The following is a 13818-nucleotide window of genomic DNA, read 5'->3' as shown; positions in this document are numbered from 1 at the left end:
TAGGACAGAGGTGGAAGTACAGTAATGTATGGAGCTGACTGTTACTAATCGGTCGCAGGCTTATCCAAAAGGCACAATGGTAAGTGAGTTTGGAAAACGGATAGAAAAAGGGAAATGTCAGGGTAACGATTTTGTGTGCGGTTTTCAAGATACAGGTAAAAGACTTCGGAGAAATCCGGAGTCTTTTTTTATATATCTTCCGACCTATGGTATACTGGGGGAAGTAAAAATTATTTAAGGCAAAACATGGAAAGGAGTCAGAGTGTTCTTATGCTCGAGGCTGATATCGAAAAACATTTTCGGGATGCTGAGATGGTTCTGATTGGTCTGGGCGAGGAGCTTCGGTCGGATGGGACATCTCAAAGAAGCGACAGGATTGTCAAAGCACTGAACATGCTTCCGCCATGTTTAAGGGGCAAGACGTATTTTGTTGTATCACAGAATTCAGATGATCTTGTCTTCCGCTCTAACCTGCTTCCATTCTTTATTACTGAGCCGTATGGTCCGAAGGAAAACGACTCGTGCAGTGAAGAGCAGTGGAATACTTATCTCAGATGGATCTCCGGGACGCTTGGTCATCGCCTGCTTCTTCTTGAATTGGGTGTAGGATTTGTTTCACCGGAACTGATTCGATGGCCGTTTGAAAAGATTACGCAGCTCAATATGAAAAGCAGCCTGATTCGTGTGCATGCTTCCTTGCCGCAGCTCCCGAAAGAGCTGGCTGAGACAGGACGTGCATATTCGGTGAAGTGTAATTCGATTGAATGGCTCGAAAAACTCAAACAATGGGATGTGAAGACTGATCAGAAGGAGGATGCATGATTGCAATTGTAGACTACGATGCCGGGAATATCATGAGTGTCCAGAAAGCCTGTGCTTTTCTTGGGTATCAGACAATTCTCACCAGAGACAGGGCTGAGATTCTTCAGGCTGATCATGTGATTCTTCCGGGGGTCGGCGCATTTGCAGATGCGATGGAAAAGCTTGTTGATTTTGGACTGGATGAAACGCTGCGGGAGACTGTAAAGCGCGGAATCCCACTGCTTGGAATATGTCTCGGGCTTCAGTTACTTTTTGAACGCAGCGATGAATCCCTGGCTTTGCAGGACGGTACGGATGTCAGAGGGCTATGCCTGCTCGATGGCGAGATTCTGAAGATTGACGACAAGAATGGCTTATTAAAAGTACCGCACATGGGATGGAATCAGCTTTCATTTCCGAGAAAAAGCAGGCTGTATCGGGGAATTCCGGAAGGGACGGAGGTTTATTTTGTCCATTCCTACTACCTGAAGGCACGGAATCCTTCGATTGTAACGGCAACCTGTGAATATGGAACACAGATAGACGTCGGGGTTGAAAGCGGCAACTTGTTCGCTTGTCAATTTCATCCGGAGAAAAGTGGCAAATGGGGACTGAGAATCCTGGATAATTTCCTGCACGTCTGATTTCAGATCCTGTATGGGATCAGCCCGTAAACTTGTTGAGCCAGAAGGCTGGAGGACAGTATCAGAATGCTTACAAAGAGAATCATACCTTGCCTTGACGTGAAAGACGGAAGGGTTGTAAAAGGGATACAGTTCGTGAAGCTCCGGGATGCCGGAGACCCGGTAGAGGCGGCTGCGGCTTATGATGAAGCGGGTGCGGATGAGCTGACATTTCTGGACATTACAGCAACAAGCGATCACCGGGAGACTGTGATCGACATGGTCAGGAGGGTGGCAGAGAGAGTTTTTATCCCATTCACGGTTGGAGGCGGTGTCAGAACCTGTGAGGATTTTCGTGCGATTTTAAGAGCGGGAGCAGATAAGGTGGCAGTTAACTCAGCGGCTGTCAGAAATCCGGAATTAATCTCACAGGCCGCTGACAAGTTTGGCGCTCAGTGTGTTGTTGTCGCGATCGATGCAAGGAAAAGGCCGGATGGAACAGGCTGGAATGTCTATACAGCAGGAGGACGACAGGATACGGGAATCGATGCTGTTGAATGGGCAAAGAGGGCGTTTGGTCTTGGTGCGGGTGAGATTCTTCTGACAAGCATGGACCGCGATGGTACGAAAGCCGGCTATGATCTCGATTTGACACGGAAGATTGCGGAGTCGGTCCGTATACCTGTGATCGCTTCCGGAGGAGCGGGCAGGGTGGAAGATTTCTATGATGCCCTGACAGAGGGAAAGGCAGACGCAGCGCTTGCTGCTTCCCTTTTTCATTATAAGGATCTTGAAATCAGGCAGGTTAAGGATTACCTGAAGGAACATGGAGTTCCGGTGAGGCTTTCGTGAGCTGGCGTTGTAAGGAAGGAAAACAGGGATGGACGCAATAGGAAGCGATTGGATGCAATCACTCAGGGCAGAGTTCAGCAAGCCATATTACGCAAAACTTTATCAGACGATCAATGAGGAGTACAGAACCCAAACGATTTACCCGCCTGCAGGGGATATCCTGCGGGCATTCAGTCTGACTCCACTTTCAAAGGTAAAGGTAGTAATTCTGGGGCAGGATCCCTATCATGAGCCGGGACAGGCAAATGGTCTGTCCTTCTCGGTTCATCCGGGAGTTGCGATTCCCCCGTCGCTTGTGAATATTTATCAGGAGCTGCATGATGACATCGGATGCAGGATTCCAAACAACGGCGATCTTACAAAATGGGCAAGGCAGGGTGTCCTGATGCTGAATACGGTACTCACGGTTCGCGCCCATCACGCCTTCTCTCACAGAGGACTTGGATGGGAACAATTCACGGATGCTGCGATTACGGCGGTAAACGGTCAGGCGAGGCCAATCGTGTTTATTCTTTGGGGAAAGGCAGCGCAGGCGAAATGTAGCATGCTCGACAATCCCGAGCACCTTGTTCTGAAGTCTCCGCATCCAAGTCCGCTTTCTGCCTATCATGGATTTTTCGGAAGCAAACCTTTTTCCCAGACCAATCGGTTTCTGGAGGCACATGGTGTTACGCCGATTGACTGGCAGATTGAGGATGTATGAGACACAAACACTTTGTACAGCACAATGTGTCAGAAATATACTATAAAATATAAATAAAAAACTGATTACATGATTCAATCAGAAAAATTGATGTTTTGACTTGACGGCAGGAAAGCCTTATGTTAGTCTTCTTTCAAGACGACACAGGAATTCTTTCCTGCCGGTTCTTATATCTTCTTTTAGAGTTTCTATTTCTTTTCGTATTTTTCATCATTTTTTCAATCTAATTCTCCTTTTTCATTTCTATCGATTTCGTGCACGCCGTCGTCTGATGCCGCAGCACGGACATTTCTTCTGGAGCGGCACCAGTCTGTCTGCCGTAGAAAGGAATTATGGATTACAGTACATTCAAAAAAGAGATCCCGGAACTGATCGGTCTGAAGCTTGGTGCTGAGTACAAAGTTCGTCTGTTTGAACTCAGAAAATACAATGGAATTGTCCAGGATAATCTTTCTATCCAGAAAAGGGATACATCCATAAGTCCATGCATTGATCTGCGGTATTACTTTCAGAAATATATCCAGGGGACAGGGATCGAAGATATCGCGAACGCGATTATTGCTTATTATATGAGATCTATGCCGGAACAACTTGAGCCGGACAAACTGCTGAACCCGGCGTACATCAGAAACCAGATTGTATGCAGTCTGGTCAATACAGACCGGAGCCAGGAATTTCTGAAGGAATGCCCACATTTTCCATTTCTGAACCTATCGGTCGTATTTTATCTGCTTATTGATGATATCAAGATCGGTTCTGGGACTGTTCTGCTGCGAAACTTTCATATGCAGCAGATGAGGTTGAAAAAGGAAGAGCTTCTCGGACTGGCCATGAAGAATATGGGCCGGCTGCTCCCGGCAGATTTTATGACAACAGAACAATTAATATCGGAACTTCGGGGAAGCAGTCAGGAAACGGAGAATGGAACGGCCGAATGCAGCGATGGACAAGCTGACTCCGAAGATATGGATAAACGACTTCAGCTCTTTGTACTGACCAATTCCAGGAGAAGCTACGGGGCAGTCTGGATGATGGATGTGGAAGTGCTGCGAAAGGTTGCCGACCAACTGAAGGATGACTTTTATGTGATTCCGAGTTCTATCCATGAATGTATGGTTCTTCCGGCAGGGTACCATCTGAAGACGGAGTCCATCAGCCGGATCGTGCGGAGGATCAATCGAACAAAGGTTGCGCCGGAGGAGGTGCTTGCCGATAGTGTCTACCGGTATGACAGAGCCAGAGGACGGCTCATCATAGCAGCATGAAGGAGGGCATGACATGAAGAAAATACAAGGCCTCCTGTCAATGCTCCTTGTCATAGGATTCCTTCTCCTTTCAGGAGAACCGCGGTCTTTTCTTGCGGCTTCAGGATGGCGAACCACGGATTCTGGTGAAACTGTTAGAAAGGGTTTCACAGGACTTATGGCAGCAGAGATTCCCGCATTTGAAACGATTCAGAACAGGCATGCAGAGGAATCGGTAACTGAACCGGAGACAGAAAGAAAGCAGCAGCCCAATGGTGCAGGAAGCGGTACCGATCAATCAGGACAAGCTGCATCAGGGCGGGAGGTGTTGGAACAGCAGACTCAGGAGGAAGAAACCAAAGAGAAGGAACAGAGGGACAGCCAGATAGAAGGACAGTCTCTGATGACAACGGAAGGTCTTATGCAGGCTGAAGCCAGTTCCGAACTGCAAAAGCCTGAAAGCGCCGGTATCCCACCGAATACTGAAAATCTTACCCCGGAAGGGAAAGACGGGAATTCTGCGGATACGGAAGCAGAACTTTATCTGGAGGAAGCAGATGAGAAAGAGCTCCATGCAATGGCGGAGCCGCTAAGAATATCCAGGCCATATGTACAAATTACAGACAAGCCGGATTCTACCCTGACATATTTTGGAGGGGGTCCAAAAACAAGGGTATTTCAAGTCAGGATATTCGGAGAAGGCGGAGGCAGTAAGACGGTTTCCGCTTTCTGTATCAATCCTTATAAGAGTGATCCGATGGACAACATCACACCTCTCAGCAAGGTGAAAACCATCCCCAATTCCAATCTGCTTGCTGTCGCGATGTATTATCTGCCCGAAGATGCGCCTGGATATGGAACGGATTCAAAGATCATGAGTATTTACAAGGAAATCGGTGTCGCGGGTGGCAGCAATTCATATGCGTTTACGCATTATATTCTGGGAGCGATCTATGAAGGAAAACCGGTTTCACACTATATGGTGAAACAGGAAGCTGCAAATGCAGGAGAGCGTGTTCTTGCCAGACTGAAACAGCTTTCCATTCCCTCGGGGAAACTGAGCAGTGCGCAGCTTTCCGGCGGGTACAGACAGGGCAGGTATGTTTCGGATCCGGTTTCGTACGAAGGCCAGGCAGGAGCCCGTGCTGAGATCACACAAGTGGAGCCGTCTGGTGCATATGTAGAGGAAGTGACGACCGGGAAACGTGCCAAGGCGATGGAAACCGGAAAGAGCTACGTGGTTGTATCCGATACCTTCACGGAGACAGTGAATATCGGTCTTGAGGATAAATCCGCTGTCGGCTTTCAAACATATGTGATCAAATCTGGCAATGCAGATCAGGACGTATCATATGCGCTGTGGGGAAGTGGCCAGAACCTGGACCTTTCTGCTTCATTTCGGAAACGGCAGCTAACGGTTCAGGTTCGTAAAAGGCTGACGGGCGCTTCTTCCATGGGTATGGGAGGAGCAGCATTTTCTCTAGATGATGGGAAAGGAAACCAGTATGCCCTGGAATGCGGGTCCGATGGAAGCAGCAGACAAATCCAGGTATTGCCAGGTACATACCGGGTTACTGAGACAAGGGCCCCTTCAGGGTGTCTCATCAATCGGTCGATTCCGGATGTCGTCATTCCGGAAGATGCAGAAGACGGGGCAATCTTTACGATTGATGTCTGGGACGAACCTGCTTATGCAGGAATCAGGTTCAGAAAAAAGTCTGCTCAACTGGGAGATATTCCGGATGGAGATGCAGGATTTGAGGGAGCAGAGTTCCAGATTCGAAACGTCAGTGGATATTCTGTCGGTTTGAAAACAGATCCATCGACTGTCTGGAAGAATAACGAGATCATAGGGCTTGTTGTCAAAACCGGACGCGATGGAAGCGCAACAGTTCCACCGGTTCTGCAGGCGGGTACATACGAGCTGACTGAAAGCAAAGCGCCTGCAGGGTATGAACGTTCAAGTCAGACAGAACGCTTCACAATTACGGAACAGGATGATGGGAAAATACTGGATTTTTCTGACCGAATTGTGTTTTGGGAGGAAGTGATCAGAGGTGGATTCCGGTTCCATAAAATCGATTCGGAGATTGTAAATCAGCACTGTATCCTGGATGAGAAGAAAGACGGAACGGCAGTTTTTGAAGCGGCACATGGAAGCGGTAAAAAAGCAAGTCAAGGGGATGCCCGGCTGGAGGGTGCGGTTTTTGAACTTGTGAATCAGAGTCTGTCAGCGGTAAAAGCGTATGGAAGGACAGCGGAGCCTGGAGAGGTTCTTACACAGCTGTCCTGCAGCGAACTGGGAGAGTGGATCGGATATGAATCCCCTGGGGATGCGTTGCCATATGGGACTTACCAGCTTCGGGAAGTCATACCGCCGGAAGGATATAACCTTCGGGGAAATCAGATTGATCAGACGTTTGAGATCCGTGAGAAGAACACGGTTGTCATGCTGGATAAACCGTTTGATGACGATGTGATCCGTTTTGATATTGAGATACAGAAGTTCCGCGACACGGAGGACCCGGATGAGACGGGAGATGATATGATCCCCGTCAAAGGAGTTGTGTTTGATATCTGTCTGGCTTCTGATCCAGACAAGGTGGTGCTCTCCATTGAGACGGATGAAAACGGGACAGCCACGACCAATGACCCGGCATATGCACATGGAAGACTGCCATACGGACTATATCAGGTCAGTGAGCGTAAGAGTACGGTGCCCTCCGGTCTGATTCCGGTTAAGGACTTTCTGGTGGACGGAACGAAGAGCGGAGGTGTTTTTGACGGGAGGGTATATAAGGGTATCTATAAAAATGACCGGCCGATCGGTGAGTGGCTTTGCCTCAGGAAGGCGGATCGGTCGACGGGAAAAACAATCCCGCTCTCAGGGACAGTCTTCCAGATTCTGGACGAAAAGAAGAAACCAGTTACTTTCCGGGAAAGTTCGCCGGCGCACCGGTCGGTGACGGAATTTACAACCGGAGATGATGGAACAGTTACGCTGCCTGAACGGCTGCGAGCCGGAACATATTATCTGCATGAGGTACATGCGCCAGAAGGTTATGTAATAGGACAGGATGTTCGTTTTGACGTGACATCGCGCAACAGCTGGGAGCATGTCATCACCTGGACCATGGAGAATCAGCCTGCGATGGGAATGCTTTTCCTTGAGAAAACGGATCGGGACAGTGGAGCCAGTCTCCGTGGGGCCGTCTACGAAATACATGCAGCGGAAGATATCGTGACACCAGATGGAACCATTCGTGCGAGAAAGGGAGATGTTGTAGACATCTTTACAACGGATGAAAAGGGAGTGGGCAGATCTGCAAAGCTGTTTCTGGGGAGATATGAGGTATTGGAACGGGAAGCCCCTGAAGGATATCGGAGAGATCCTGAACCTATTCCATTTTCAATTCTGTATCAGGATGAGCATACAGAAGTCGTTCGAGTCAGTATGAAGACATCCAACCAGCCAACCACGATGAAACTTCTGAAGACAGAGCAAAAGCTGGCTGATGGCGGGTGGTCTGAGGAAGACGGAAAACCGCTGGCTGGAGTGACCTTCAGGATTGTCAGGATTGATGACTTTAAAGGTAAGAAAAACGGGCGGTATATCGGAAGTAAACTTTTTTCAGACGGAGACTATCAGACGGATGAAGACGGATGGATCATTGCCGGCAGGATCGCGACAGGTATTTACGCTGTGAGGGAGACAGCGTCCCGACCGGGGTATCTGATCGATGAAACCGAAAGCTGGTTTTCAGTGGACGGGGAGGGCAATATCTTTGAGTCTGACAAGGAGGGAAACAGGGTTGAAGAGGCCTTGGAGAAGAAAAAAAGCATGGGGCCTCCGAGTAATGGATCGGGGAAGGCGCAGAAGGCAGGACGGGGCGGGCAGGGTACGCTGAAAATCGTCCGGCGGAACCGGTATAACAGATGGCAGTTTGACAAAACAGATGATGCCGGGAAAGGGCTGTATGGCGCACGACTGAAAATTACGGATCAGGACGGGAACACTGTGAAATATGAAGACGATCAGGGAAAGATCGTAGACGCAGAGTGGATTTCAGACGGAAAACCGCACTTGGTGAAACGGCTTCCGCCAGGAAAGTATCTACTTCAGGAAACTGCAGCCCCTGAAGGATACACAGCCGCGAAAGCAATTCCGTTTGAGGTGCAGCCGTCGGAGAAACTACAGCGGCTCACGATGACTGATAAGAGGCTGATAATCCGGAAAACGGATGCACTGGGCAGAAACATAGAAGGAGCCGGCCTTGCAATTTACGAGATCTCCGGGGAAGATAACGGTCAGATTTCACCCATGCCGGTCCTGAGGTGGACGACAGATGACCAGCCATACTTTGCTGAGGGCCTTGCGGTTGGAAGCCGTTATCGCCTGGTAGAAGAAAAGATTCCATCTGGATTTCTTGGCGCGGATCCGATGGATTTTATCATTCTGGATGATGGGACAGACCAGACGGTTACGATGATTGACAAACGCGTGTTTGTCTTCAAGACAGACACGCGAATCAATGGCCTGGCAGGAGCCCGGCTGGAAATCAGAGATTCGGAAGGAGCAGTCGTGGACTTCTGGCTCTCGGATGGAGAAGCGCATGCAGTGACCGGACTCCGGAAAGGGGAGACATACTTGCTTGTAGAGAAGGAGGCGCCGAAAGGATACGTTCTCTCTCGACCCGTTTCATTTACAGTGTCTGAAGATGCGGTAGATGATACATTGAAGCTGATCAATAAACAACTTCTGATTACCAAGACAGACCTTACGGGCGGGAAAGAGATTGAAGGTGCCCATCTTGAGGTGACGGATAAGGAGAGTGGGGAAGTAAAGGACAGCTGGTTGTCGGGAACCGAGCCGCATCCGGTTGATGGCCTGGAGACAGGAAAGACATATATCCTGTCAGAGCGGAAACCGGCGGACGGATATGTAACGGCTGAACAGATTGAATTTACAGTCCAGGATGACTTCACAGATCAGCGCCATGTCATGCGGGATGATATCACAAAGGTGAGAATTTCAAAACAGGACTTTGCAACCGGTGAGGAACTGGCAGGAGCGGAGCTTGTCGTGCGGGACCAGTCAGGAAAGGAGGTTGAAAGGTGGATTTCCGGGAAGAAACCACACGATATTGAGATGCTTCCGATCGGGTCCTATACGCTCACGGAGCTTCGTGCACCTGACGGGTATGAGAAAGCGGAGACTATTGCCTTTGAGGTTCCGGACAGCGGAGAAATTACGAAGGTTGTCATGAAAGATAAAGCGGATAAAACAACACCTTCCGGCTCAGTCAGAACAGGAGATAATACCCCTTTGAAACAGTGGATGCTGGCAGCAGGCGTCAGCGCCATGCTTCTGGCAGTATGTGTTATGAGGCTGCGAAGACAAGACATGAGAAAAAAGGGCAGACGGGGGAGACAGGGGGAAGCAGGATGACATGACAATCGGATTTATTTGACTTTATCAGTCTGCTATGCTAAGATGATCACTGTTTTCAGAACCGATTGGTTTTGAATCTGCATCTGTAGCTCAGCGGATAGAGCAGCGGTTTCCGGTACCGCGTGTCGGGGGTTCGAGTCCCTTCAGATGCGTGATTGATACGGCAATCCTGGCCGATCAGAAATTCAGGCATGATCTGGAGGACGCTTATGGATAATTTCAGAGAGTGGCTTTCTGACAATCTGCGGTACATCCTTCTTGGAATTGCTGTCTGCCTGGTGGTTGTCATTGTTGTCTGTGTAGTCAGACTTGTGGGCGGTTCATCGAAGGACAGCAACAAGACAGACGCACAGGCTGTCGAGCAGGTGACGGAGGCTTCACAGAATACAGCGGCGGCTTCAACGGCACCGGACGCCTCTGCAAGCTTGAAGAAAGATGACGCCTCTATCCTGGAGCTGGTAAAGAAGTATTATACAGCTGTTGCAGCGAAGGATACCGTGACGCTTGCCACGATTGTCAGCCCGTGGACGGATGATATGCAGAGCAGTATTCTTTCGAACAACATGATCGAAAGCTACGACAATATTTCCACATATTCGAAGGCAGGCCCTTCTGATGGGACATATGTTGTATATGCTTATTACGACGGGAAGATCAAGGATATCAGTACCGAGGCACCGAGCCTGGCTCTGTTATATGTTGTGACAAATGATTCGGGCAGTCTTGTTGTAGGTGACCGGAATGCATCCACTGAGGTCGCGGACTTTATCAGCAAAGCGACAGCTGCCTCGGATGTCCAGGCATTGAAGAATGATGTCAACCAGAAGCTGCTTGAAGCGGAAAATTCCGATCCGGATCTGAAGGCGTTTCTCGACAGCCAGTCTTCCGGGGCGTCGGGAGAGACGGAAGCTGCTACGGAATCCGATGCTTCTTCTGCAGGCGGGGCTTCCGGGGAAACGGCAACGACGACGGCTGGTGTCAATATCCGGGCGAAGGCGAGTGCGGACTCGCAGATCGTCGCGGTCACATACGCCGGAGCAGAGGTCAAGGTCATCGAGCGCGGCGATCAGTGGACACACATCAATTTTGACTATCAGGGAACGACATATGATGGGTATGTGTCGACACAGTATCTTCAGTTCGGGGATTCTGGTACCGCGCAGACAGATCAGACGTCTGGTTCCGGGTCAGCGTCAGCCTCGCAGACAGATCAGACTTCCAGCACAGGAACTGCGTCAGGTGGAAACACATCAGGTGGAGCTGTGTAAGAGAGCTGAAAGACCGGTGAGGTCAGAGTCACTCAAAAAGAGGATATAGACGTAGTGTAACAGAGCTGCTGCATGAATGCGGCAGCTCTTTCTGTATCTGTCAGGGGGGATTGAGATGCGGCTGAATAAGTATCTGGCACAATGTGGGGTATGCAGCCGAAGGGAGGCAGATCGCCTGGCGGAAAAAGGCCGGATCCAGGTAAATGGTTTGATTGCAAGGGTTGGAATGGAGGTCGGACTCCAGGATGATGTAACGGTAGACGGAAAAAAGATCACAATCCAGGAAAGGGAAATCTTTCTGGCTGTGAATAAACCCAGGGGAGTTGTTGTCACGACAGACCGCACACATGGAGACAGACTGCTGGGAGATCTGATCAATATTCCTCAGAGGGTGTTTCCAGTCGGACGGCTGGATAAGGAATCAGAAGGATTGATTCTTATGACAAATAATGGGGATGTGTCCAACAGGATTCAGAAAGCCCGTGGCTTTCATGAAAAGGAATACCTGGTCACAATAGATAAACCGGTATCTGATCAGCTGGTTGCTTCCCTGTCGGCAGGTGTCAGGCTTCCGGAACTTGACCGGACGACAAGACCCTGCTGTGTCAGGAAAATAGGGACAAACTCCTTCGATATCATTCTTACGGAGGGCATGAACCGGCAGATTCGGCGGATGTGCGAGGTTTTCGACTGCAGGGTGAAGAAACTCGAGCGGATCCGTGTCATGAATATTTGCCTTGGAAATCTGAAAGCGGGGGCATACAGGGAACTGACAAGACAGGAAGTGAAGGAACTGAAGCGCCTGACCGGAGTTTCAGGGGAAAGCTGACAAAACCGGATATGTATTGGAGAAGATTTATGGATGACAGCAGAATTGAGAGGATGAAAGAACTTGTCGGCATCCTGAACCGGGCAGGGAAGGCCTACTATGTTGAAAACCAGGAGATTATGAGCAACCTGGAGTATGACCGTCTGTATGATGAACTTCTTTCGCTGGAGAGGGACACCGGAACGGTGCTTTCATCGAGCCCGACGCAGCATGTCGGATATGAGGCGGTAGACAGGCTTCCGAAGGAGCGCCACGAAAAGCCGATGCTTTCCCTCGATAAGACCAAGGACAGAGAGGCGCTCAGGGCGTTTATCGGGGACAGGAAGACCTTAGTTTCATGGAAGCTTGATGGACTGACGGTTGTCCTGACCTATGAGGATGGAAGTCTTGCAAAGGCTGTGACGCGCGGGAATGGAATCATCGGCGAGGTGATCACACCGAATGCCAGAGTGTTTGAGAACATTCCGCTGAGGATTCCTTACAAGGGAGAACTCATCCTTCGGGGGGAGGCGGTCATATCCTACCCGGATTTCGAGAAAATTAACGAATCGTTCGGCGCAGACAGCCAGTACAAAAATCCGCGGAATCTTTGCAGCGGATCTGTCAGGCAGCTGGACAGCAGGATCACGGCAAAACGGCATGTCCGGCTTTATGCATTCGCACTTGTCAAAGCAGATGGAGTGGATTTTCATAACTCAAGGCTTGAACAGTTTCATTTTCTGCAGCAGCAGGGGTTTGAGGTGGTTGAGCATGTTGTGACGTACGCTGACACCCTGGATCAGACGATGGACTATTTTGAAAAGAAAATCCGCCATTTTGAGATTCCTTCAGACGGGCTTGTGGCCTTGTATGATGATATTGCATATGGAGAATCTCTTGGAACGACAGCGAAGTATCCGAGAGATGCATATGCATTCAAGTGGAAGGATGAGGAGGCTGTCACTCGTCTCCGGAGTGTAGAATGGAGCCCATCAAGAACCGGCCTGATCAATCCAGTTGCGGTTTTTGATCCGGTTCAGCTGGAAGGAACAACCGTCACAAGGGCTTCCGTTCACAATGTCAGCATTCTGAAAGAACTCAGGCTGGGAATTGGAGATGAGATAAAGGTTTACAAGGCCAATATGATCATTCCGCAGATCGCCGAAAATCTGACAAAATCAGGTACGGTACAGATCCCGGAGAAATGTCCTGCCTGCGGAGGACGAACTGCGATTCACCAGGCGCAGGATGTCCAGACGCTTTTTTGTGAAAACCCGGATTGCCCGGCGAAAAAAATCAAGTCATTCACGCAGTTTGTGTCAAGGGATGCGATCAACATCGACGGCCTTTCTGAGATGACACTGGAAAAGCTGATCGGACGAGGATTGATACATTCATTTGGAGACCTGTTCCGACTGCGGCAGCACAGAGACGTGATTGTCAGCATGGATGGATTCGGGGAAAAGTCATGTGACAAGCTTGATGAGAGCATCGAGAAGGCACGGATAACGACACTGCCCCGGCTGTTGTTTGCACTTGGTGTTCCGGGAATCGGGGTTGCCAATGCAAAAGGAATCAGCCGGGCGTTCGGAGATGACCTTGAACAACTTCGGAATGCAGACCTGAAGCAGCTGACCGCTGTAAACGGTGTTGGGGATGTTATGGCGCAGTCCATCGTGAGATGGTTTTCAGATCCGGGAAACAAATCAATGCTCGATGATTTGTTGAAGGAAATCCGCCTGGAGAAGCCGGGCAGTGCAGGCGGCGAGGGAGAAGGCAGCCTTTCCGGCAACAGTATTTTTGAAGGAAAGACATTCGTGATTACAGGGAGTGTTTCTCATTATCAGTCCAGAAGACAGTTGAAAGAGGAGATTGAGCGTCTGGGCGGCAAGGTTGCCGGTTCCGTTTCCTCAAAGACAAGCTTTCTGATCAACAATGATGCGCTGTCCGGATCATCAAAAAACAGGGCAGCGAGGGAACTCGGGATTCCGGTCATCACAGAGCAGCAGTACCTGCATATGAAGCAGCATCCGGAAGAGATACCTGAAACGCCGGGCAGGTAAAACA

At 49.7% G+C, this 13818-nt stretch carries 9 protein-coding genes and 1 tRNA gene; all 10 read left to right on the top strand.

The features are described 5' to 3' along the window. The first annotated feature begins 270 nt into the window (after positions 1-270). Positions 271-822, top strand: a complete 552-nt coding sequence (locus tag ACTQ1N_RS06790; RefSeq protein WP_441955861.1) for a hypothetical protein — start codon at positions 271-273, stop codon at positions 820-822. Next, positions 819-1445, top strand: a complete 627-nt coding sequence (hisH, locus tag ACTQ1N_RS06785) for an imidazole glycerol phosphate synthase subunit HisH (RefSeq protein WP_441955859.1) — start codon at positions 819-821, stop codon at positions 1443-1445. Before ACTQ1N_RS06790 ends, hisH begins: the two co-directional genes overlap by 4 nt. Before the next feature lie 66 nt (positions 1446-1511). Then, positions 1512-2276, top strand: a complete 765-nt coding sequence (gene hisF / locus ACTQ1N_RS06780) for an imidazole glycerol phosphate synthase subunit HisF (RefSeq protein WP_441955857.1) — start codon at positions 1512-1514, stop codon at positions 2274-2276. Positions 2277-2304: 28 nt separating this feature from the next. Next, entirely contained in the window at positions 2305-2979 is a 675-nt protein-coding gene (locus tag ACTQ1N_RS06775; RefSeq protein ID WP_441955855.1) for a uracil-DNA glycosylase, read from the top strand. A gap of 332 nt (positions 2980-3311) precedes the next feature. Next, complete coding sequence (locus tag ACTQ1N_RS06770) at positions 3312-4244, top strand: DUF5688 family protein (RefSeq protein ID WP_441955853.1); 933 nt, start codon at positions 3312-3314, stop codon at positions 4242-4244. 157 nt (positions 4245-4401) lie between these two features. After that, entirely contained in the window at positions 4402-9672 is a 5271-nt protein-coding gene (locus ACTQ1N_RS06765) for an MSCRAMM family protein (RefSeq protein WP_441955851.1), read from the top strand. A gap of 82 nt (positions 9673-9754) precedes the next feature. After that, a tRNA-Arg gene (locus tag ACTQ1N_RS06760) sits at positions 9755-9827 on the top strand. 57 nt (positions 9828-9884) lie between these two features. Then, complete coding sequence (locus ACTQ1N_RS06755) at positions 9885-10943, top strand: SH3 domain-containing protein (protein ID WP_441955849.1); 1059 nt, start codon at positions 9885-9887, stop codon at positions 10941-10943. Positions 10944-11058: 115 nt separating this feature from the next. Further along, positions 11059-11772 (top strand): pseudouridine synthase, encoded by a 714-nt coding sequence (locus tag ACTQ1N_RS06750; protein WP_441955847.1) that lies wholly within the window; start codon positions 11059-11061, stop codon positions 11770-11772. Positions 11773-11801: 29 nt separating this feature from the next. After that, positions 11802-13814 (top strand): NAD-dependent DNA ligase LigA, encoded by a 2013-nt coding sequence (ligA, locus tag ACTQ1N_RS06745; protein ID WP_441955845.1) that lies wholly within the window; start codon positions 11802-11804, stop codon positions 13812-13814. Positions 13815-13818 lie beyond the last annotated feature (4 nt).

Origin of the sequence: Porcincola sp. LCP21S3_C12, assembly GCF_052118625.1 — a bacterium.
Taxonomy (GTDB): Bacteria; Bacillota; Clostridia; order Lachnospirales; family Lachnospiraceae; genus Porcincola.
The sequence above is the reverse complement of the archived record's forward strand: the minus strand, read 5'-3'. Positions and strand labels throughout refer to the sequence as shown.